The 21373-nt window shown below is 72.2% G+C and carries 24 protein-coding genes; 13 read left to right on the forward strand and 11 right to left on the reverse strand.

Annotated elements, in window-relative coordinates:
- Nucleotides 1-28: 28 nt before the first annotated feature.
- From ICW72_RS20080 to ICW72_RS20090, 3 genes are read right to left on the reverse strand one after another with little or no spacing between them, the layout of a single operon-like run.
- On the reverse strand, nt 29-2011 hold the full coding sequence (locus tag ICW72_RS20080) for a methyl-accepting chemotaxis protein (RefSeq protein ID WP_191084281.1): 1983 nt from the start codon (nt 2009-2011) through the stop codon (nt 29-31).
- 23 nt (nt 2012-2034) lie between these two features.
- The gene (locus tag ICW72_RS20085) at nt 2035-3375 is read right to left on the reverse strand and encodes an NAD(P)H-dependent oxidoreductase (protein ID WP_191084282.1); all 1341 of its coding nucleotides are present in this window, start codon (nt 3373-3375) and stop codon (nt 2035-2037) included.
- Nucleotides 3376-3380: 5 nt separating this feature from the next.
- A complete protein-coding gene (locus ICW72_RS20090; protein WP_191084283.1) occupies nt 3381-4349 on the reverse strand; it encodes a Bug family tripartite tricarboxylate transporter substrate binding protein in 969 nt (322 codons plus the stop codon).
- 79 nt (nt 4350-4428) lie between these two features.
- Here ICW72_RS20090 and ICW72_RS20095 point away from each other — a divergent pair, with 79 nt between their 5' ends.
- A complete protein-coding gene (locus tag ICW72_RS20095) occupies nt 4429-5472 on the forward strand; it encodes a TauD/TfdA family dioxygenase (RefSeq protein ID WP_191084284.1) in 1044 nt (347 codons plus the stop codon).
- A gap of 21 nt (nt 5473-5493) precedes the next feature.
- Here the strand turns inward: ICW72_RS20095 and ICW72_RS20100 are convergent, their stop codons facing one another.
- The 5 genes from ICW72_RS20100 to gltX all read right to left on the reverse strand — a co-directional run bounded on the left by ICW72_RS20100 (nt 5494) and on the right by gltX (nt 10310).
- Entirely contained in the window at nt 5494-5733 is a 240-nt protein-coding gene (locus ICW72_RS20100) for an AbrB/MazE/SpoVT family DNA-binding domain-containing protein (protein WP_191084285.1), read from the reverse strand.
- A 67-nt stretch (nt 5734-5800) separates the two neighbouring features.
- A complete protein-coding gene (locus tag ICW72_RS20105) occupies nt 5801-7297 on the reverse strand; it encodes a tripartite tricarboxylate transporter permease (protein WP_191084286.1) in 1497 nt (498 codons plus the stop codon).
- Nucleotides 7298-7312: 15 nt separating this feature from the next.
- Nucleotides 7313-7780, reverse strand: coding sequence for a tripartite tricarboxylate transporter TctB family protein (locus tag ICW72_RS20110; RefSeq protein ID WP_191084287.1), 468 nt, complete (start codon nt 7778-7780; stop codon nt 7313-7315).
- A gap of 2 nt (nt 7781-7782) precedes the next feature.
- A complete protein-coding gene (locus ICW72_RS20115) occupies nt 7783-8802 on the reverse strand; it encodes a tripartite tricarboxylate transporter substrate binding protein (protein WP_191084288.1) in 1020 nt (339 codons plus the stop codon).
- A gap of 92 nt (nt 8803-8894) precedes the next feature.
- Nucleotides 8895-10310, reverse strand: a complete 1416-nt coding sequence (gene gltX / locus ICW72_RS20120; RefSeq protein ID WP_191084289.1) for a glutamate--tRNA ligase — start codon at nt 10308-10310, stop codon at nt 8895-8897.
- 57 nt (nt 10311-10367) lie between these two features.
- On the opposite strand from gltX, the gene ICW72_RS21165 reads away from it, so the two are divergent.
- Together ICW72_RS21165 and ICW72_RS20130 are read left to right on the forward strand one after the other, a co-directional pair.
- A complete protein-coding gene (locus tag ICW72_RS21165; protein WP_191084290.1) occupies nt 10368-11297 on the forward strand; it encodes a ComEC/Rec2 family competence protein in 930 nt (309 codons plus the stop codon).
- Nucleotides 11258-12502 carry a ComEC/Rec2 family competence protein gene (locus ICW72_RS20130; RefSeq protein ID WP_191084291.1) on the forward strand — a complete coding sequence of 415 codons (1245 nt, stop codon included), beginning with the start codon at nt 11258-11260 and terminating at the stop codon, nt 12500-12502. The genes ICW72_RS21165 and ICW72_RS20130 overlap by 40 nt, the downstream gene beginning before the upstream one ends.
- Before the next feature lie 52 nt (nt 12503-12554).
- Here ICW72_RS20130 and fliP read toward each other — a convergent pair whose 3' ends face one another.
- From fliP to ICW72_RS20145, 3 genes are read right to left on the reverse strand one after another with little or no spacing between them, the layout of a single operon-like run.
- Nucleotides 12555-13280, reverse strand: a complete 726-nt coding sequence (fliP, locus tag ICW72_RS20135; protein ID WP_191084292.1) for a flagellar type III secretion system pore protein FliP — start codon at nt 13278-13280, stop codon at nt 12555-12557.
- Entirely contained in the window at nt 13277-13531 is a 255-nt protein-coding gene (locus ICW72_RS20140) for a flagellar biosynthetic protein FliO (protein ID WP_191084293.1), read from the reverse strand. The genes fliP and ICW72_RS20140 overlap by 4 nt, the downstream gene beginning before the upstream one ends.
- A gap of 31 nt (nt 13532-13562) precedes the next feature.
- Nucleotides 13563-13823, reverse strand: a complete 261-nt coding sequence (locus ICW72_RS20145) for a hypothetical protein (protein WP_191084294.1) — start codon at nt 13821-13823, stop codon at nt 13563-13565.
- A gap of 119 nt (nt 13824-13942) precedes the next feature.
- Between ICW72_RS20145 and ICW72_RS20150 the strand changes: the two genes are divergently transcribed.
- From ICW72_RS20150 to ICW72_RS20195, 10 genes are all read left to right on the forward strand, one after another.
- The gene (locus ICW72_RS20150; RefSeq protein ID WP_191084295.1) at nt 13943-14329 is read left to right on the forward strand and encodes a flagellar basal body rod protein FlgB; all 387 of its coding nucleotides are present in this window, start codon (nt 13943-13945) and stop codon (nt 14327-14329) included.
- 14 nt (nt 14330-14343) lie between these two features.
- Entirely contained in the window at nt 14344-14751 is a 408-nt protein-coding gene (gene flgC / locus ICW72_RS20155; RefSeq protein WP_191084296.1) for a flagellar basal body rod protein FlgC, read from the forward strand.
- Nucleotides 14751-15065, forward strand: coding sequence for a flagellar hook-basal body complex protein FliE (locus tag ICW72_RS20160; RefSeq protein ID WP_191084297.1), 315 nt, complete (start codon nt 14751-14753; stop codon nt 15063-15065). Before flgC ends, ICW72_RS20160 begins: the two co-directional genes overlap by 1 nt.
- 43 nt (nt 15066-15108) lie before the next feature.
- On the forward strand, nt 15109-15384 hold the full coding sequence (locus tag ICW72_RS20165; RefSeq protein WP_191084298.1) for a flagellar biosynthetic protein FliQ: 276 nt from the start codon (nt 15109-15111) through the stop codon (nt 15382-15384).
- Nucleotides 15384-16169 carry a flagellar biosynthetic protein FliR gene (locus tag ICW72_RS20170; protein ID WP_191084299.1) on the forward strand — a complete coding sequence of 262 codons (786 nt, stop codon included), beginning with the start codon at nt 15384-15386 and terminating at the stop codon, nt 16167-16169. Before ICW72_RS20165 ends, ICW72_RS20170 begins: the two co-directional genes overlap by 1 nt.
- Before the next feature lie 3 nt (nt 16170-16172).
- Nucleotides 16173-17231: an EscU/YscU/HrcU family type III secretion system export apparatus switch protein gene (locus tag ICW72_RS20175; RefSeq protein WP_191084300.1), complete on the forward strand. Its 1059-nt coding sequence runs from the start codon at nt 16173-16175 to the stop codon at nt 17229-17231.
- A gap of 5 nt (nt 17232-17236) precedes the next feature.
- Complete coding sequence (locus ICW72_RS20180; RefSeq protein WP_191084301.1) at nt 17237-18661, forward strand: ATP-binding protein; 1425 nt, start codon at nt 17237-17239, stop codon at nt 18659-18661.
- Between the two features lie 116 nt (nt 18662-18777).
- A complete protein-coding gene (gene recA, locus ICW72_RS20185; protein ID WP_191084302.1) occupies nt 18778-19815 on the forward strand; it encodes a recombinase RecA in 1038 nt (345 codons plus the stop codon).
- Nucleotides 19805-20971: an amidase gene (locus ICW72_RS20190; protein ID WP_191084303.1), complete on the forward strand. Its 1167-nt coding sequence runs from the start codon at nt 19805-19807 to the stop codon at nt 20969-20971. Before recA ends, ICW72_RS20190 begins: the two co-directional genes overlap by 11 nt.
- Entirely contained in the window at nt 20971-21366 is a 396-nt protein-coding gene (locus tag ICW72_RS20195) for an AtzH-like domain-containing protein (protein ID WP_191084304.1), read from the forward strand. Before ICW72_RS20190 ends, ICW72_RS20195 begins: the two co-directional genes overlap by 1 nt.
- Nucleotides 21367-21373 lie beyond the last annotated feature (7 nt).

Below are 21373 nucleotides of genomic sequence, written 5' to 3' on the forward strand. Positions count from 1 at the left end.
TACAGAACATGGCGCGTTTGGGAACGCCTCAGGCGGCGATACCCAGTTCGCGCGTCACGGCCTCCATCACCGCCGTGCCGATGGGCTGGTCGAAGTTGACGGCCAGCACACCCTCCTCCCAGCGCATCACGCTTGCCGTGGCGGGGCCGCCAGCGCCTGGCAGGGCGATGGTCAGCGCCGCGCCCTGGGGCAGGGGCAGGGCCCGGCGCAGCGCCGCCCCGCCCAGCGAGATGTCGAGCAGGCGCAGCCGCTCCGTGCCACCTTCCACCACCACCGTGGCGTCGCGGCCCTCCACCGCCAGGCGGTCGAAGCGGCGGCGTTCCTCCATCTGCTCGTGCAGGGTGGCGAGGAAACCATCCACCTCGGCGCGCAGCACCCCGGCCTCGCCCTGCACGGTGGCGGCGCTGCTCTCCACCTCCAGCGTGGCATCGGCCGCGGCCTCGGCCATGCGCGCCACCTCGGCCATGGTGTCGGCCACCTGGGCATTGCCGCGCGCCACCAATTGCAGCCGGCCCGTGATCTCGCGCGTGGCGGCCCCCTGTTCCTCGACGGCGGCCGCGATGCCGCCCGCCACCTCGTCCATCCGGCCGATCGCGGCGGAGATGGCGCGCATGCCCTGCGCGGCCTCGGCCGTCGCCTGGCGGATGGCCGCGATCTGCGCCGCCACGTCCTGCGTCGCGCCCGCGGTCTGGGTGGCGAGGTTCTTCACCTCGGACGCCACCACCGCGAAGCCCTTGCCCGCCTCGCCCGCCCGCGCCGCCTCGATGGTGGCGTTGAGCGCCAGCAGGTTGGTGCGCGAGGCCACGTCCGAAATCACGTTCAGGATGTCGCCGATGCGGTCCGCGCTCCTGGTCAGGGCCTCGATGCGCGTATCGCCGCGCTGCGCCTCGGTCACCGCCTCGGCCGCGACGACGGCGGCGCGGCTGACCTGGTTGCTGATCTCGCTCACGCTCGCGGCCAGCTCCTCCACCGCGGAGGCCACGGCCTGCAGGTTCGCGTTGCTCTCGGCCGAATGCCCCGCCGTCTCGGTCACCTGGGCGGAGGTGCGGCCCATCGCGTCCGACAGCCGCGTGGTCGCGGTCAGCATGGTGCTGGCGGAATCCTCGAAGCCCGCCATGACCGAGCCGACATTGCTGCCGAACTCCTCCGCGCTGCGCTCCATGGCGGCGCTGCGGCGCTTGCGCCCCTCCTCGGCCGCGCGCAGGGCGGCCTCCAGCCGGGCCTTCTCCTGCGCGGTGCTGCGATTCTCCTCCAGGGCGCGGGCCAGCGCGCCCAGCTCATCCCGCCGCGCGAGATGCGGCACGGGCTGTTCCGCGACCCCGGCCGCGACCCATTGCCGCAGCTCCTCCAGCGGGCGGAGCGACCGGCGCAGCCCCAGCCAGAGCAGCCCGCCCGCCAACCCCACCAGCAGCAGCGTGGCCACCAGCGCGTGCCACAGCCTGTCCATCAGCGCCGCGTCCATCGTGGCGCGGGACTGGCCCACGAAGAGCATCCCGATCACCTGGCCGCCCGCGTCGCGGATGGGGCTGTAGATCGCGATATGCGGCGCACCCTCGATCCGGGTGGGGCCGCGGTAGATGCGCCCCTCGCCCAGGGCGGTGTCGCGGTGCGGCCCGGCGGCCGTGCGCTGGCCCGTGAGGCGCGAGCCATCGGGGCGGCCCGTGCCGGCCACCACCTCATCGCCGCGGAAGATGGCCGTGCGCGCGCCGGTGGCCGCGCGCACCAGATCCACCAAATCATTGGCGCCTTCCATCACGACATCGCCCCGGGCGAGCCGCCCCGCCTCGGTCAGCCGCCAGGCGCCGCCGCCCGCCACCCGGGCGGTGAGGCCATCGAGCAGGACCAGGTCCCGTTCGAGCTGCGCCTCCAGCGCGGCGTGGTCCGCGCGATGGTCCCGCCATGCCGTCGAGCCTTCGACGGCCAGGACCGAGACGGTGATGGCAAGGAGCCCCACGACCGTGACACGGGCGGCGAGGCTGAGGCGGGCGAGGGGGGCTGTGAGGCGTCGCATGCCCCCACTCAACCCAAAGTGCCTCAACAATCCGTGAAGGTCGTTTCCATTTCCCGCCGAATTCGCACCGCCAGCGCGCCATCGTCCAGCGCCACGTCGGAATGCCGCAGCATGGCCCCGCGCGGGACGTCCCGCAGCAGCCGCACCCCGTGGGCGAGGCCGATGGGCAGCAGCCCCTCGGCCAGGCTGCGCGCGGCGGGGACGCATTTGCCCCAGACCATGGACCCGCCCTCGCCATCCAGGATTTCGCCCGCGCGCAGGTCGCGCTTGGCGGTGGCGGCCACATCACCGCGCCAGGCATCGCCGCAGCCCGTGGGCTCGCGCCGCAGCGCGGCGCTCGCGACGCTCACGCCGAGTTCGAGGCCGATCAGATGATAGGGCCGCCACAGCGCCGCGTAATGGCCCGTGCCGTCGGTGTGCACGCCATATTCGGAGAAGCAGCGGCGGATATAGTCCGTCTCGCCCTCGAACACCGCATAGACGCCCCAGCGCAGATCACCCACCACCGGCCGCGCGTCGCGCTCGAGGGAGGAGATCACTTCCACCACGCCCTTCTGCGCCAGATGCCCGCCCACCTCGCGCGGGCGGAACACATGCGGCAGGTCCTGCACGCCGACGGGCGGGAAGGCGAGGCCATCCTCCGGCGGTGTCAGGCCGGTGGCATTGGCGATGGCCGCCATCTCGATGCCGCTCTTGGTGCCGTCGAGGAAGGAGTTGAACATCTGCGGGTTCATGCCGCCCGCCACCGCCTGTTCCGGCGTCAAGCCGTAATGGCCCCAGACGGTCTCGGGCGTGCTTTCGTGGAAGGCGGGAAGGTACTTGGTGCCCTTGCCGGCGGCGATGACGGGCATGCCCATGGCGCGCAGCGTGTCCACCATCTCGCAGACCAGGGCGGGCTGGTCCCCATAGGCCATGGAATAGACGCAGCCGGCGGCGGCGGCCTTCCGCGCCAGCAGGGGGCCGGCCAGCACATCGGCCTCCACATTCACCATGACGATGTGCTGGCGGGCTTCGATGGCGGCCAGCGCATGCGCGATGCCGGCGGCGGGGTTGCCGGTGCTCTCCACCACCACCTCGATGCGCGGATCGTTCACCAGCGCGGCATTCTCGGTGAGATGTGTCGTGCCGCCACGCAGCGCATCATCCAGGCTCGCGGCCGCCGATTGCTCCGCGCTCCAGCCAATGCGCGACAGGTTCTCCCGCGCGCGGGCGGGCGAGAGGTCCGCGATCACGGCCACATGGATGCCCGGCGAGCGCGCCGCCATGGCGAGGAACATGGAACCGAACTTGCCGGCGCCGATGACGCCGACGGTGATGGGCTTCTGGGCGGCCGCGCGGGCGGCCAGCATGCGGGAGAGGTTCATGTCCCCTATTCTACACGGATATTCTGCGCGCGGATGATCTGCCCCCAGCGCTCCCGCTCCGCCGCCGCGCGGGTGGCGAATTCGCCCGGCGCGTTGGGCAGGGTGATGAGGCCGAGGTTGGAGAGCGTCGCCTGCACCTCCGGCAGGGCGCCGGCGCGGATGTATTCGGCGTGCAGCCGGTCCACCACCGGCTGCGGCGTGCCCCGCGGGGCGATCACGCCATACCAGGTGGCGACATCGATGTCGGCATAGCCGCTTTCCTTCAGCGTCGGCACATCGGGCAGCTGCGGCACGCGCGCGGGCGTGGTGACGGCCAGCGCGCGGATGCGGTTGTCACGGAGTTGCGGCAGCATCAGCGGCAGGGTGTCGAACATGGCCTGCACATCGCCGCGCATCATCGCCGGCAGGCTTTCATTGGTGCCGCGGAAGGGCACATGTTCCATGGCGATGCCGTCGCGCTGGCGGAACATCTCGAAGATCAGATGCTGCGCCGTGCCCACGCCGACGCTCGCGTAGTTGGACCGCCCCGGCCGCTGCCGCACCCAGGCCAGGAATTCGGCGACATTGTTCGCCGGCACGTCATTCGCCACCACCAGCACCAGCGGCGAGGCCGCGAACATCACGATGGGGATGAGGTCCGTCGCCGCGTCATAGGGAATGTCGCGGAAGAGATGCGGGAAGATGGTCAGTGGCCCCAGATTGCCCATGCCGATGGTGTGCCCATCGGGCGCCGCCCGCGCCACCTCCGCCACCCCGATGCGCCCGCCCGCCCCGGCGCGGAAATCATTCACGATGGGCTGGCCCAGCGCGCGCGAGACGGGGTCGTTGAAGCTGCGCGCCACGATGTCGTTCAGCCCGCCCGAGGGCCAGGGCACGATGAAGCGCACCGGCCGCGTGGGCGCCCATGGCGCGGCCTGGGCCTGCGCCAGCGCGGGCAGGAGAAAGGGGGCGGCGAGAAGGCTGCGGCGGCGCATGCGGGGAGCTCCGGTTGGTGCGAAATTGTCGCGGCAGTTTCCCCTTCCGCCAAGACCGTTTCGGGCGCAGTCTTTCCCCATGGACACCACCGTGATCGGCGGCCTGGCCGCCTGGGAGGGCGCCGCGCTGCGCGCCGACCCGAATTCCTGGATCAAGCCGCTCCCCGCCGGCGCCAAGGCCGAGATCGCCGCCGCGCTGCGCGCCCTGGGCGACCGCCCCCCGGGCCAGTTCGGCCGCGAGGCCTTCCCCCTGCCCGAGACCGCGCCCTTCCTGGCCGATGTGGCGCATGGGCTGGAGCATGGGCGCGGCGTGGTCCGCATCACGGGGCTGAACCCGGCCGACTATTCCCGCGCGCAGCTGCGCCAGCTCTTCTGGGGGCTGATGTGCCATCTGGGCGTGCCGCTGCCGCAGAACACCACGGGCGAAATCCTGGCCGATGTGACCGACGAGACGGGCATGGGCGAGGCGCGGGCCGAGGGCTCCGCCCGCAACCGCAGCCGCTCCACCGCCGCCCTTCGCTTCCACACCGACAAGTGCGACCTGCTGGCGCTGATGTGCGCCTCCAACGGGATTTCGGGCGGGCTGTCGCGCATCGTCTCCACCGTCGCCATCCATGACGCCATGGCGCGCGAGCGGCCCGATCTGCTGCGCGAACTCTATGGCGATTACTGGCGCGCCCGCCCGGCCGATGAGGAAGGCGAGGGCATGGCGAGCCGGCCCTTCCCCATGCCCGTCTTCGCGCGCGGGCCGGGCGGCGGCTTCACCAGCCAGTACAGCCGCACCTATGTGGAAATGGCGCAGGGCCAGCCCGGCGTGCCGGCGCTGACGCCGCGCCAGGTGGAGGCGCTGGACGAACTCGCGCGGCTCGCGGATGCGCTGTGCATCGAGATCCCCTTCGAGCCGGGGCAGATCCAGCTGATGAACCAGCACGTGACCTATCACGGCCGCACCGCCTATGCGGATTCGGTGGAGGCGGGGGCGAAGCGCAACCTGCTGCGCATCTGGCTGTCCTCGCCCCTGTCGCGCGCGCTGCCCGAGGGCCATGCGAGCCAATGGGGCGACACCCGCGCCGGCGCGCTGCGCGGCGGCGCGATGCCGGGGCGGAGCGCGCTGGCGGCTTGACGTCGGTATAGGAATATGTGACTATAGCGCGCCGGTTTTTTCGCGCGCCTTGCGTTCGGCCAGGAGGCGCTGGGCTTCGCGCAGCACCTCCGGCGGAATGCCCGCCGTCTCCGCCTGCCGTTCCAGCGAGACCACGCGGCCGGGCCAGAGGATGAGCGCGCCCTTATGCACCTGGATCTCAAAATGGGTGGGGTTGCCCAGCGCGTCCACGACGCGCTTGGGCAGGGTCAACTGGTTCTTGGCGGTGAGTTTGGCGAGCATGGGGCGGCCTCCGGGGTAGGGGCCGGTAAGATAGTAAGATCGTAAGATGGTAAGGAAGAAAAAACTCCTATTCCGCCGGCGCCCGCCCCTGCCTCCGCGTCCGGAACAGCCGTCCCAGCAGCCCCGTGCTGGCCGCCACCGTCACCACCAGCACCAGGATCAGCGCGAGGCTGAGCGGCCTTGTGTAGAGCGGCTCCAGGCTGCCATGGCTCGCTGACAGGGCGCGGCGGAACTCCGCATCCGCCATCGGCCCCAGGATCATGCCCAGCACCAGCGGCGGCGTGGGGATGGACAGCGCCCGCATTCCCCAGCCCAGCAGGCCGAAGGCGAACATCACCCACACGTCGAAGATGCGGTTGTTCACCGCGAAGGCGCCCACGATGGCCAGCAGCACCACCACCGGGAACAGCACCCAGGCGGGCACGCCCAGCACGCGCGGGGTCACGCGCGCCATCATCAGCCCGAAGATGGCCAGGAAGATCGCGGCCATGACCATGATGGTCGGGATGATGGTGAAGTATTGCGGGCTTTCCAGGAAGAACATGGGCCCCGGCCGCAGCCCGTGCAGCACCATCCCGCCCAGGATCACCGCCGTCACCGCATCGCCCGGGATGCCCAGCGTCAGCATCGGGATATAGGTGCCGCCGATGGCCGCGTTGTTGGCCGTCTCGGCCGAGACCACGCCCTCGGGCGTGCCCTTGCCGTACTGGTCCTTCTCCCGGGAGAGCTGCTTGTTGCTGCCATAGCTCACCCAGGCGGCGATGTCGGCCCCCACGCCCGGCAGCGCGCCGATGACGACGCCGATGACGTTGGCGCGCAGGATGGCCATGCGGTAGCGCCAGTATTCGCCGAAGCGCGTCGCCACCCGCCCCACCTTCTCGGCCAGCGGCTTGCCGCCGCGGTGCGACAGCGCGTGCAGCACCTCGGCCAGGCCGAACAGGCCGATCATGGCCGGGATGAAGGCGAAGCCCGCCGCGAGGTCGGTATAGCCATAGGTGAAGCGCTGGTAGCCCCAGACGCTGTCCATTCCCACCAGCGCCACCAGCACGCCCAGGAAGGCCCCCATGAGGCCGAGCGCCATGGACCGCCCGCACAGCGCGGCACTGATGGCCATGCCGACCACGGCCAGCAGGAAGTACTCCCAGGCTGAAAACTTCAGCGCGAACTCCGCCACCAGCGGCGCCACGGCGAAGAGCACCAGCGCGCCGAAGATGGTGCCGAGCGCCGAGGAGATGGTGGAAAAGCCGATGGCCTGCCCCGCCCGCCCCGTCTTGCACATCACATGCCCTTCAAGGGCGGTCGCCGCCGCCGCCGGGCTGCCGGGCACGTTGATCAGGATGGCCGATTGCGACCCGCCATAAAGCCCGCCCACGAAGACGCAGGTCAGCACGATCAGCGCGTCGAGCGCGGGCATCCCGAAGGTGAGGCCCACCAGCAGCCCCACGCTCATGGTCACGGTGATGCCGGGCAGCAGCCCCACCAGGATGCCCCCCAGCGTCGCCACGGCCATGAGGCCGACATAGTAGGGTGTGAACAGCGACGACGCGTGGGCCCAGACGTCCATGCGCGCATCTCTCCGCTAGGGCAGGGGGGTGAGGAAGACCTGTGTGAACAGCCAATGCGTGCCGAAGGGCAGGGCGAGCGAGACCCCGGCGATGAGCAGCGCCTCCGCCGGCCGCGGCCGGCGGCCGAGGCCCACCAGCATCAGCCCCGCGGTCGCGACCATGCCCGCTGCCACGAAGCCCGCCGGGCGCATCATCGCGATGGCGGTGCCGGTGACGATGAGGCACAGCACCACCTTGGGGATGGAGCCCAGCCCCTCCTCCGGTGGCGCGGGCGGGATGGGCCGCCAGCCCAGCGCCTGCGGCACCCGGTCCGCGAGGACGGCCAGGGCGAGCAGCCCGATCGCCGCCGCGGTGATCATCGGGAAGAGGCCGGGCGCGGTCAGCGCCTGGCCCCCGAAGACGGGCATGTTCCAGCTCTCGCGGAACACCACGGCGGCGAAGACCAGCATCACCGCCGCCACCGCGATGTCGCGGCCGACCACGCTCAGCTCGTCAGCCGCTCGAGGTTGACGGTGGCCGGGTCGCGCTGCGAACGGCCATTGTCGTGCAGCAGCCAGGAGATGCGGCGCGTCTCGCGCTCCGCATGGGCGTTGGCCTCGTCGCGCACCAGGCGGCCGGGCAGGGTGCCCGTGTCGTCCAGGAAGCGCTGCGCGGCGGGGTCGGCGGCCGCGCGGGTATAGGCCTGGGTGAGGCGTTCCAGGATGGGCTGCGGCGTGCCGCGCTTCACCGCGGGGCCGAACCAGCCGCCCAGCGGCAGCATGTCATCCATCGAGCGCAGCTCGGGCGAGACGCCCGGGATCTCGCCGAAGCCCGCGACCTGGGTGGGCTGCGCCGCCCAGTGGAAGACGGGGCGGATGCGCCGGCCGATGATGAGCTCGCGCCCCGAGGCGGCGTCGGTGGTCACGATGCCCACATCGCCGCGCAGAAGACCCGTCTGGGCCGGGGCGTGGCCGGGGAAGGAGACCTCGTTGTAGCGGACGCGCTCCCGCGCCGTGAACGCCGTCATGGCCACGAAGCCCATGGTGCCCGGCCCCGCCGTGCCGATGGACAGCCGCCCATCCTGCGCGCGCAATTCGCGCACGAAGTCGGTCGCGTTGCGGATGGAGCTGTCGGGCCGCACGCAGAGATAGGTGGTGGCGATGACGAAGACGCCGATCATGTCGAAGTCGCGCCAGGTCAGGTGGGACTGGCCCATGGCGGGATAGGTGCGGATGGCGTCGGTCTGCAGCAGGATGGTATTGCCATCCGCCGGCTGGTCCGCCACGTGCTGCTTGCCGACCGCGCCCGAGGCGCCTGTCATGTTCACCACCCCGATGGGCACGCCCAGTTCGCGCTGCATCAGCGGCTGGAGGGCGCGGGCCGTCCGGTCGGTCAGGCCGCCGGCGGCGAAGGGCACCACCATGGTGATGGGACCGCGCGGCCAGGCCTGCTGGCCGATGGCGGGTGCGGCAAGGGCGCTCGCGCCGGCCGCGCCGGCACCGAGCAGGAGGCTGCGCCTCTGCATGGATGATCTCTCCCGTTCTGGCCGGCTTCTCTGGCCGGGCCGCGGCCGATGTGGCCGAACCGGAAGAAGATTTCAAGGAGATTAATTGGGGGTCATGTGGCGGTTGGCGGCGCCTCCGCCGCCAGCACAATCCTGGCCAGCGCCTCATCCCGCCCCAGCGCCTCCAGCGTCAGGTCAATGGGCGGGCTCATCGTGCTGCCGGTCAGCGCCACGCGCAGCGGCTGGGCCACATCCTTCAGCTTGATGCCCTTCACATCGGCATAGTCGCGCAGCCAGTGTTCCAGGTCGGCCCGCGTCCATTCGGGCATGGCCGAGAGGAATTCCGCCAGGTTCAGCAGCCGCGCCCGCGCCTCTTCCGTCAGCAGGGCGGCGGCCTTGGCATCGGGCACCGGCGCGCTGTCGGCCACCGCGAAGGCGGCGCTCTGCGCGAGTTCCACCAGCGACTTCGCGCGCTCCTGCAGCGCCGGCAGCAGGGCGCGCACGCGCGCGATCTTCTCCGTGCCGAAATCCTGGCCCATGGCGGCCAGGCGCCGCATCACCTCGGGCAGCAGCGCCTCCGGGTCCGCCTGGCGCAGATAGACGCCGTTCAGGTGCATCAGCTTCGCATAGTCCATGCGGCTGGCGGCGCGGCCCACATCCTTCAGGTCGAAGATCTTTTCCGCACGCTCGCGCGGGATGATCTCCTCATCGCCATGGCCCCAGCCCAGGCGCAGCAGGTAGTTGCACACGGCCTCGGGCAGCAGCCCCTGCTCGCGGAACTCCAGCACCGAGACGGCGCCGTGGCGCTTGGACAGCTTCGCGCCATCCGCGCCATGGATCAGCGGGATATGCGCGAAGCGCGGCCGGTGCCAGCCCATCGCGTCATAGACCATGCACTGACGAAAGGTGTTGGTCAGGTGGTCATCGCCGCGGATGACATGGGTGATGGCCATGTCATGGTCGTCCACCACCACCGCGTGCAGATAAGTGGGCGTGCCGTCGCTGCGCAGGATGATCATGTCGTCGAGCTCCGACGCCGCCACGCGCACGGTGCCCTGCACCAGGTCTTCCACGACGGTCTCGCCCTCGGTCGGCGCCTTGAGGCGGATGGCGAAGGGCTTGCCCTCCTGCTCCGGGCCGGGGGTGCGGTCGCGCCAGAAGCCGTCGTAGCGGGGGGGGCGCTTCTCGGCCATCGCGCGCTCGCGCATCGCGGCCAGTTCCTCGGGGGTTTCGTAGGCGCGGTAGGCGCGGCCCGCCGCCAGCAATTCGTGGGCGACCTCGGCATGCCGCGCCTCGCGCGCGGACTGCATCACGGGCGGCTCATCCGGGCTCAGGCCCAGCCATTCCAGGCTTTCCAGGATTTGCGCGACGGCCTCGGGCGTGGAACGCGCGCGGTCCGTGTCCTCGACGCGCAGCAGATACTGCCCGCCATGGCGCCGGGCGAAGAGCGCGTTGAACAGGGCGGTGCGGGCGCCGCCGATATGCAGGAAGCCGGTGGGGGAGGGCGCGAAGCGCGTGCGGACGGTCATACCCCTGTTCCTAACATGGCCCTTGCCGCGCGCGGAGGGGTGGTTCATCACTGCGCCATGCTGGCCCCGCCACAACCCTGGGTGACCCGGACGCTGGAAGCGGAGCGCCGCCGCCTGGCGCTGTGGCTGCCCGTGGCGCTGGCCTGCGGCATCCTGCTCTATTTCGCATTGTGGAACGAACCGCACCCGGCCTGGGCGCTGGTGGCGATGCTGCCCTTGCCGGTGGCGGTCTGGCTCGCGCGCCGGACCGTGCTGGCGGGCTGGGCCATGGGGCTGGCCGCGGCGGCGGGGCTGGGCTTCGCGCTGGCCCTACTGCACGCGGCGCTGGTGCCGCCCATGCTGGACCCGCCGCGCACCGCGCTGGTCATCACCGGCACCGTGGCCGAGACCGACCTGCTGCCGGAGGGCGTGCGCCTCACCCTCTCCGGCATTCGCTGGGCCGAGGACATGCCGCCCGCCCGTCGCAACATCCGCGTGCGTCTGCGCGCCGATGACCGCGCCCGCCCCCAGCCGGGCGACATGGTCCGCATCCGCGCGCTGCTGCGCCCGCCACCCCCGCCCACCCATCCGGGCGGCTGGGATTTCCAGCGCGCGGCCTATTTCGCGGGGCAGGGCGGTTCGGGCTTCGCGCTCGGGCCGGTGGAGGTGCTGGCGCGGGGCGGCCGCGCGCCCCCGCTCTCGGGCTGGCGTGCCTTGATCGAGGCGCGGGTCGCGGCCGCGCTGCCCGGCGCGCCGGGCGCCATCGCGGCGGCCCTGCTGACGGGGGGGCAAAGCGCCGTGCCGCCAGCGGACCTCGCGGCGATGCGCGACAGTGGCCTCGTTCACCTGCTTTCGGTGTCAGGGCTGCATATCGGCCTGGTCATGGGCATGGCGTTCTTCGTGGTGCGGGGGGCCTGGCCCTCTGGCCCGGCTTCGCGCTGCGCTTCGGCACGCGGGCGCCTGCGGCCGTGGCGGCCCTGGCGGCGGGCGGGTTCTACATGGTGCTGACGGGCAGCCAGGTGCCCATGCAGCGCAGCTTCGCCATGGCCGCGCTGGTGACGGTGGCGCTGCTGGCGGGGCGGCGGGCCTTCTCGCCGCGGGTGCTGGCCTTCGCGGCCGTGGTCGTGCTGGCGCTGCACCCGGCGGTGGTGCTCGGCCCCTCCTTCCAGATGAGCTTCTTCGCCGTCATGGCGCTGGTGGCGGGGTGGGAGGTGGCGCGCCCCTGGCTGCGCCGCGACCCGGGGCCGCGCCCCTGGTGGTGGTGGCCGCTCGCGGCCATCGCGGGCACGGCGCTGACCTCGGTGCTGGCGGGCCTCGCCACCACCCCGCCCGGGCTGCACCATTTCGGGCGCGTGCAGCTCTTTGGCGTCGCGGCCAATGCGCTGGCGGTGCCGCTGACCTCGGTGCTGGTGATGCCGGCCGGCATGCTCGCCCTGCTGCTGATGCCGCTGGGGCTGGAGGCTTGGCCGCTCGCCATCATGGGCTGGGGGGTGCGGGGGATTCTGGCGGTGGCGCATGCCGTGGCGTCCTGGCCGGGGGCGGCGCTGTCCCTGCCGCCGCCGCCCGCCTGGGGGCTGCTGGTGACGGCGCTGGGCATGTGCTGGCTGTGCCTGTGGCGGACGCGCTGGCGGCTCTGGGGGCTGCCGGCGGTGCTGGGCGGGATGCTGGCGGGCGCCGTCACGCCGCCGCCCGATGCGCTGGTCTCCGGCGATGGCCGCCTCTTCGCCCTGCGCGTGGAGGGCGAGGTCTTCCTCGAACGCCGCCCCGGCGCCGCCCGCTTCGTGCAGGAGGCGTGGCTGCGCGCCTGGGGTGCTTCCAGCGCCACGAACCTGCCGGCGCAGGGCGAGGTGGCCGGCGGCCGCATCACCTGCGTGCCCGATTCCTGCACCCTGCGCGACGCTGCCGGCGCCCCGCGCCTCGTCCTGCTGCGCCCGCCCATCCCGCGCCGCAACGAACGCCTGCCGCCGCAATACGCCCCGCGCGAGCTCTGCGGCATGGTGCCGCTGATCCTCTCGCCCGAACCGCTGCGCGGCCGCTGCCCGGGCACGCTGGTGGTGGACCGCTTCAGCCTGTGGCGGAACGGCGCGCACGCGGCCTGGAGCGCGGAGGGGCGCATTCTCTCCGACCGCGACTGGCGCGGCGACCGCCCCTGGGTGCCGCCCGAACCCCGCCCGCGCGGCGAGGAGGCGCTGCCACCCGCAGCCATCGAGTAGAGCGCGATCCGCTGAGGCGGCACGCCGAGGCGGTGAATCGCCCTCTCAGCGCCTACATCGCGAAGCCCTGCACCAGGCTCGCCGCCAGCAGCGTCCAGCCATCCACCAGCACGAAGAAGATCAGCTTGAAGGGCAGCGACACCACCGAGGGCGGCAGCATCATCATGCCCAGCGACATCAGGATGGACGCCACCACCATGTCAATCACCAGGAAGGGCAGGAAGAGCAGGAAGCCGATCTCGAAGGCCCGGCGCAGCTCCGTCACCAGGAAGGCCGGCACCAGCGCGCGCCAGGGCGCCTCGGCCGGCGTCGCGGAGGGCAGGCGCGCGAGGTCGAGGAACATGGCCAGGTCCGTCTCGCGCACATTGGCCGCCATGAAGCGGTGGAAGGGCTGGGCGGCGGCGGTGAGGCCCGCCATCTCGTCCATGCGCCCCTCGGTCATGGGCTGGATGCCCTGCACCCAGGCGGCCTCCAGCACCGGCTGCATCACGAAAAAGGAGAGGAAGAGCGCCAGCCCGATCAGCACCGGGTTGGGCGGCACGCCCTGCGCGCCGATGGCGCTGCGCAGCAGGGCCAGCACGATGACGATGCGCGTGAAGGCCGTGGCCATCACCAGCAGCGAGGGCGCCAGCGACAGCAGCCCGACCAGCGCCGTGAGCTGGACGAGCCGCGCCGTCGCCCCCGGCTGCCCCGTGGCGCCCAGGTCAATGGCGACGGATTGCGCCGAGGCGCCGCCGGCCAGCAGGGCCAGGACAAGGGCGAATGCGAACACCCTCATGGCGCGCGCTCCGGCAGCCAGCCCAGGAACTGGTCGCCCATGGGGCCGGTCAGCAGCAGCCCCTCCCGCCCGTCGCAGCGGAACAGCACCAGGCGCCGCCGCGCATCCAGCGCGCAGGCCTCCGCCACGCGCAGCCGCGCATCGGGCCGCGCCACCAGGCCCCGGCGCTGGAGCAGCTGCGCCCCGCCCCAGAGCAGCAACAGCACGGCGACCAGCGCGGCGCCTGCCTGGAGATAGTCAGGTGATGTCATGGCGTGGCCTCCTGCCGACGCGGATGGGGGTTCAGGGCAGGCGGAGCGCGAGGTCGAGGCGCTCCAGCTCCCGCAGGCAGTCATCGAGGGCGGGGCGAAGCAGCGGGGCCGAACCCGGCTCCAGGCAGGCCAGCGCGGCGGCGAGCCGCGCGGCCTCGGCCTCCAGCCCCTCCAGCTCCACCGCGCGGCCGGAGGTGACGAGCGCACGCGCCACGGCCATGGTGGTGGCGAGCGACCGGATGGCCGCCAGCACCGCCTGGATTTCGGGCGCGTCCTCGGCAGGGGGCGGCACCGCGGGGCGGGGGGAGGGGCCATCGGGCCTTTCTGCCCGCCAGGCCCTTAAGGAAACCTGACCGACCCACACCGGGCCGCTTCAGCCTTTCTTAACCTTCCCCCGCCAAGCTGCGCCTCATGGACCTCATGCGCTCCGGCCCCATGGCCCTTGTGGAACAGCGGCTGCATTGGCTGGATGGGCGGCAGCGCATGCTGGCCGCGAACATCGCCAATGCCGACACGCCGGGCTACCGCGCGCGCGATGCCGTGCCCTTCGCCGAGATCCTCGCCCGCCGCGTGGCGCGGCCCGCCATGGCCACCACCGATGCGCGGCATGTGATGCCCGCGGGCGGCGCCAATCGCGGGCTGGTGGCCGCGGTGAGCGAGCGCACGCCCAATGGCAACGCCGTCTCCATTGACGAACAGGCCATCCGCATCGCCGAGAACGACCAGTCCCATGCCATGACCATGGGGCTGCACCGCAAATACCTGGCGCTGTTCCGCACCGCGCTGGGCCGCCCCTGACGGAGTGAACCGCCATGGATCTCGACCGCGCCCTTTCCATCTCCGCCGCCGGCATGGCCGCGCAATCCTCGCGGCTGCGCGTGGTGGCCGAGAACATCGCCAACCGCGACAGCACGGGCAACGCCCCGGGCGCCGAGCCCTATCGCCGCAAGACCGTCACCTTCGCCAACCGCCTCGACCGCGCGCTGGGGGTCGAGACGGTGCGTGTGGCGCGCGTGGGCCGCGACAACAGCGCCTTTCCGGAGCGCTTCGAGCCCGGGCACCCCGCCGCCGATGAACGTGGCTATGTCCGCACGCCCAATGTGGACGGCCTCGTGGAGAACATGGACATGCGCGAGGCCAATCGCAGCTACACCGCCAACCTCGCCGTGCTGGAGACCACGCGCGGCATGTTGATGCGCGCCATCGAGGCGCTGCGCTGATGGCCGCCCCCATCCTTGGCGCGGCACTCGGCGCGGCGGCGGCCTATCGCGCCGCGCAAGGCCTGGGCGAGGCCGCGTCCACCGCCGCCGGCGCCGCGGGCGGCTTCGGCGATGCGCTGAGCCGCGCCGTGCGTGGCGCCATCCAGACCGGCCACCAGGCCGATGCCAGCGCGACCGCCGCACTGACCGGCACGGGCAGCGTGACCGATGTGGTGCTGGCCATCTCCCGCGCCGAACTCGCGCTCCAGACCGCGACCACGGTGCGGGATCGCGTCGTCACCGCCTACCAGGACGTGATGCGCATGCCGATCTGACGGCACCGCACCACCCACCCGCAAAACGCGAGGGGCCAACCGCATGCTTGAACAGGCCACCGTGATGGCCATGCGCGAGGCCGTCTGGGTCGCGCTGCAACTGGCCGGCCCGCCATTGCTGGCGGTTCTGTGCATCGGCCTCGTCGTCTCGCTCGTCCAGGCGCTGACGCAGATCCAGGAGCCGACCCTGGCCTTCCTGCCCAAGCTCGCCGCCATGGTGGTGCTGCTGCTTTTCCTCGGGCCCCATATGTCGGGGCTGATGCGCGGCTGGGCCGCGACCCTCTTCGACCAGGTGGTGGCGCTGGGCGGCGCGCCCTGATGATCACCCCCGCCGACCTCGCGCTGCTGGAGGCCCTGCCGGTGCTGGCCTTCCACGCCGCGCTGGTCTTCTGCCGCATGGGGGCGGCGGTGATGCTGCTGCCGGGCCTGGGCGAATCCGAAATCCCCATGACGCAGCGCCTGGCGCTGGGCGTGCTGCTGGTCTTCGTGCTGACCCCGGTGCTGAGCCCCGAGCTGCCGCCCTTGCCGGACCAGGTCGCGGCCCTGGCCCTGCTGGTCGCGGTGGAGGTGCTGGTCGGCGCCTGGATCGGACTTTGCGCGCGCTTCGTGGCCCTGGCCCTGGCCCAGGCGGGGCAGGTCATCGCGCTGATGATGGGCCTCGCCTCGCCCTTGCAGGGCGACCAGTTCCTGGGCAGCAGCGTGACGGCGCCGGCGCGCATGCTGGGCCTGCTGACGGCGGCGCTGTTCCTGGCCACGGGCCTCTACGAGGTGCCGCTGCGGGCGCTGGCCGGCAGCTATGCCACGCTGCCGCCCGGGCAGCCGCTGCCGATGGGCGATGCCGCCGAATTGCTGACGCGCTTCGTGGCCGGCGTGCTGGCGGTGGCCATGCAGCTGGCCGCGCCCTTCGTGCTGGCGGCCATCTTCTTCAACGCGGCCATGGGGCTGCTGGCGCGCGTCGCGCCGCAGTTGCAGGTCTTCGTCGTCGCCGCCCCCGCGCAGCTGCTGGGCGGCTTCCTGCTGCTGATCCTGCTGATGCCCGCTTTCTTCCACGCCTGGTGGCGCGCCACGAATGAGGCGCTGTCCCGCCTGCCCGGCCTGGGCTGAGCCATGGCCGAGGACGAGGAAGGCGGTGGCGAACGCACGGAAGAGGCCTCCGCCCGCAAATTGCAGAAGGCGGCGCAGGAAGGCCAGGTGGCCCTCTCGCGCGAGGCGGTGCAGTTCACCACGCTGCTGGTCGCCTCCCTCGGCGCCGCCATCATGCTGCCGGGGCGCGTGGCGGAGCTTGCGGCTGCGATGGCCGGGGGCTTCGCGCGCGCGCATGAGCTCGACACCGGCTGGGCGGCGCGGGAATGGGGCTGGCTGTTCTTCCATCTGGCCTGGCCGGTGGCCGGGGCGGCCATCCTGGGCGCCGTGCTGGCCACGCTGTTGCAGACGCGCGCCGCGCTGAACTTCAAGTCCATGGCGCCGAACCTCGCCAAGCTCTCGCCCATGAAGGGCTTCGGGCGGATGTTCGGCAAGGACGGGCTGATGGAGTTCCTCCGCACCCTGCTCAAGATGCTCATCGTCATGGCCGCGCTCTGGTTCGTGGCGCGGGATTTGCCGGGGCTTTCCACGCTGATCGAGGCGCCGCCGGGCGCCCTGTTCGGCGCGGCGGGGCAGGGGGTGGCGCGGCTGCTGGCGGCGACGCTCGCCGCCTTCGCCCTGCTGGCGCTGGCCGACATCCTGTGGGTGCGTCACCGCCACCTCGAACAGCTGAAGATGACCAAGCAGGAGGTGAAGGACGAGGCGAAGGAAAGCGAGGGCGACCCCGCGATCCGCGGCCGCATGCGCCAGCTTCGCCAATCCAAGGGCCGCGCGCGCATGATGGCGGCCGTGCCCAAGGCCGCCGTCATCATCACCAACCCCACCCATTATGCCGTTGCCCTGGCCTATGACCCCGGCCAGTCTGCCGCGCCCAAGGTGGTGGCGAAGGGGGTGGATGCCATGGCGGCCCGCATCCGGGAGGTGGCGAAGGAGGCGGGCGTGCCCATCATGGCCGACCCCCCGCTGGCGCGCGCGCTGTACCGGCTCGACCTCGACGCCGAAATCCCCGCCCAGCATTGGGACGCGGTGGCGCGCATCATCGCCCTCGTCATGCGGCGCGCGGGCGGGGCGGCCGCGCGGTGAAGGGCATGGTGGCCCCGGGCGCGCTGCTGGACGCGCTGCCCCAGCCGCTCGCCCTGCTCGATGCGCGGGGGGAGCTGCTGGCCGCCAACCCCCCCTTCCGCGCCCAGCTGGAGGGTTTCGCCCCCGGCTGCAAGGCCTGGGACCTGCTGCCCGAGGCGGCCGAGGCGCTGGCGGCCGGGCTGCGCGGCACGCCGGGGCGGGTCGGCATCGCGCGGCTGTCCGTCTCGCTCGCCATCACCCCCTGCGCGCGGGGCGTGCTGCTGGCCCTGACCCCCACGGGCGATGGGCAGGATGAGCGGCTTGCGCTGCTGGGGCGGCTCGCGGGCGGCATCGCGCATGACTTCAACAATTTGCTGGGCGTGATCCTGGGGGCCGCCGCCGCCGCCCGCGTGGCGCCCCTGCCGGACGAGGTCGCCGTCGAGGTCGCGGCCATCGAGGCGGCGGCCGAGCGGGGGGCCGCGCTGGTGCGCCAATTGCTCGCCTTCGCGCGGCAGCAGGTGCTGGCCCCGCGCAGCGTGGCGCTGAACGACACGGTGATGCAGTTCGTGCGCCTGCTGCCGCGGCTGATGGGGCCGGGCATCACGGTCGAGATGCATCTCGAACAGCCCTCGCGCCACATCCTGGTGGACCCCGACCAATGGTCGCGCGTGCTGCTGAACCTGGCCGTGAACGCGCGGGAGGCGATGGGGGCAAGGGGGCGCCTCACCTTCACCACCGGAAGGCGCCTCGTGCTGGCGGACGAGATCGCGGCCGGCGAAGTGCTGCCGCCCGGCCGCTACGTCACGCTGGAGCTGCGCGACACCGGCCCCGGCATCCCGCCCGAGGTGCTGCCCCGCATCTTCGAGCCCTTCTATTCCACCAAGCTCGAATCCGGCGGCACCGGGCTGGGCCTCGCCACCGTGCAGGGCATCGTGGGCCAGTCGGGCGGGCGGATCGAGGTGGAATGCCCGCCCGAGGGCGGCACCCTCTTCCGCATCCTGCTGCCCCGCGCGGAGCCGCCGGCCGAAGCCTCCGCGGAGGCCGCGCCCACGCTCCCCTTCCCGGAACCTGTGGTGGCACACCCCGCCGGCCCCATCCTGCTTGTGGATGACGAGCGCACCTTGCTGCGCGTCGCCGCGCTGACGCTGACCCAGGCCGGGTATGAGGTGTTGTCGCAGGAGGATTCGCAGGATGCGCTGGACGCCATCCGCGAGGGGCTGCGGCCCGTCCTGCTGGTCACCGACGTGGCGATGCCGGGGCTGGACGGGCTGGAACTGGCCCGCGCCGCGCGCGCCGTGCAGCCGGACCTGCCGGTTCTGCTGCTGTCGGGCTATTCGGCGGCCTCGGTCGGCGGCGCGCCGGAGCGCGAGGGCTTCGCCTTCCTGGCCAAGCCCTTCACCCCCGAGGCGCTGTGCGCCGCCGTCGCCGCGCGGATCGCAGCCTCTGGTTGAGGGGGCCGCCCGCGCGCAACCGGGTCTTCCTTGCGACTCACCGGGTCCCGGCACATAGTGTCTGACCCGAATTTGCCCGGCCAGAACCGCCGGGCGTGACCCAAGGATGAAGCCAGATGGAAAAAGGTAAGGCGCTGGAGGCGGCCCTCAGCCAGATCGAGCGCGCCTTCGGCAAGGGCTCCATCATGCGGATGGGCGCCAAGACGGCGATGGAGGACATCGAGGTCATCTCCACGGGCTCGCTCGGCCTCGATTTGGCGCTGGGCATCGGCGGTGTGCCCAAGGGGCGCATCATCGAGATCTACGGGCCGGAATCCTCGGGCAAGACCACGCTCGCGCTGCACATCATCGCCGAAGCCCAGAAGAAGGGCGGCACCTGCGCCTTCATTGACGCCGAGCACGCGCTCGACCCCGGCTATGCGCGCAAGCTGCATGTGGACGTGGACAACCTGCTCATCAGCCAGCCCGATGGCGGCGAGCAGGCGCTGGAAATCGCGGACACGCTCGTGCGCTCCGGCGCCATTGACGTGCTGGTGGTGGACAGTGTCGCGGCGCTGGTGCCGAAGGCCGAGCTGGAGGGCGAGATGGGCGACACCCATGTCGGCCTGCACGCCCGCCTGATGTCCCAGGCGCTGCGGAAGCTGACCGGCACGGTGTCGCGCTCCAACTGCCTGCTGATCTTCCTGAACCAGATCCGCCTCAAGATCGGCGTGATGTTCGGCAACCCCGAGACCACCACGGGCGGCAACGCGCTGAAGTTCTACAGCTCCATCCGCATGGAGATCCGCCGCATCGGCGCGATCAAGGAGCGCGAGGACGTCATCGGCAACCAGACCCGCGTGAAGGTGGTGAAGAACAAGATGGCGCCGCCCTTCCGCCAGGTGGAGTTCGACATCCTCTATGGCGAGGGCATCTCCAAGGTGGGTGAGCTGCTGGACCTCGGCGTGAAGGCCGGCGTGGTCGAGAAGTCGGGCGCCTGGTTCTCCTGCGACGGCACGCGCATCGGCCAGGGGCGCGAGAACGCCAAGCAGTTCCTGCGCGACCACCCCGAGATGGCCGACAGCGTCGAGCGCCGCATCCGCGGCCAGGCCGACACGGTGGCGAGCGGCATGCTGGCCGCGCCGGAGAGCGATGCGGACGGCGATGAGGAATGACCCCTTCCTGCCCGGCCCCGCGATCCGCATCGCGGGGAGGGCAGGGGGGCCTCTTTCCGGCCTGAGCTTCGCCGCCAAGGATCTGTTTGACGTGGCCGGCCACCCCACGGGCGGCGGCAACCCGGATTGGGCGGCGCATTGTCCGGTTCCGGACCGTCATGCCTGGGCGGTGCAGGCGCTGCTGGATGCGGGCGCCGACCTCGTGGGCAAGACCGTCACCGATGAGGTCTCGCTCGGCATCCTGGGCGAGAACGCCTTCGACGGCACGCCGCTGAACCCCGCCGCACCCGGGCATGTGCCGGGGGGTTCCTCCTCCGGCTCGGCGAGTGCCGTGGCGCAGGGGCTGTGCGACATCGCGCTGGGCACGGATACGGGCGGCAGCGTGCGCGTCCCTTCCAGCTTTTGCGGGCTTTATGGCATCCGCCCCACCCATGGGCGGCTGGACCTGAGCGGCATGCTGCCCCAGGCGCCCAGCTCCGACACCACGGGCTGGTTCGCGCGGGATGCCGGCACCTTCGCGCGGGCCAGCGCGGTGCTGCTGCAGGAGGCGATCCCGGACGCGCTGCCCACGCGGCTGATCATCGCCACCGACGCTTTCGGCTTCGCGGAGCCTGACACCGCCGCCGCGCTGCAACCCCTGCTGGACCGGCTGAAGGCCCTGCTGCCCGATTGGCGCGAGGATGTGCTGGCGCCGGGCGGCCTCACCGCCTGGGCCCGCGCCCAGCGCACGCTGCAGCCCGTCGAGGCCTGGGAGACCTTCCGCCCCTGGGTCGAGACGCACAACCCGCGCATGGCCTTCTCGGTCGCGCGCGGGCTGGTGCTGGGGGCCGCCACGCCGGAAGCGGAGCGCAACTGGGCCGCCATGGTGCGGCAGGAGGCGCGCGGGCGGCTCCGGCACCTGCTGCCGCCGGGCACCATCCTCGCCATGCCGACCACGCCCTTCCCGGCGCCGAAGGCCGGGCTGCCGCTGCCGGCGCTGGGGCCCATCCGTGACGCCATATTGGGCCTCTGCGCGCATGGGGGGCTGGCGGGGCACCCGCAGATCAGCATTCCCGGCAGCCTCGCCGATGGCCGCCCGGTGGGCCTCTCCCTGCTGGCCGCACGCGGGGCCGATGCGCTGCTGGTCCGCACCGCCCTTGCTTTGGAGAAGGCCTGATGGAGTTGAACATCCCCGAGGTGGTGGAGGAAATCCGCGCCCTCTTCGAACGCTACGAACAGGCGCTGATCGACAAGGATGTGGAGGTGCTGGACGCCACCTTCTGGAACAGCCCGCTCACCATTCGCGCCGCCATCCATGAGAATGGCTATGGCTTCGACGAAATCCATGCCCATCGCGTGCGCCGCCCGCCCGGCCCGGGCATCAAGCTGGCGCGCCGCCGCGTGGTGATCACCACCTTCGGGCGGGACATGGCGACCGTGCATCTCGAATTCGACATGCGCGGCCGCGACATGCCCGCCCGCCAGAGCCAGACCTGGGTGCGCTTCCCCGATGTGGGCTGGAAGGTGGTGCTGGCGCAGGTCTCCGTCACGGAATCCACGCCAGCCTTTTGAGGGGCGC

The sequence above is a fragment of the Roseococcus microcysteis genome, from assembly GCF_014764365.1.
Taxonomy (GTDB): domain Bacteria; phylum Pseudomonadota; class Alphaproteobacteria; order Acetobacterales; family Acetobacteraceae; genus Roseococcus; species Roseococcus microcysteis.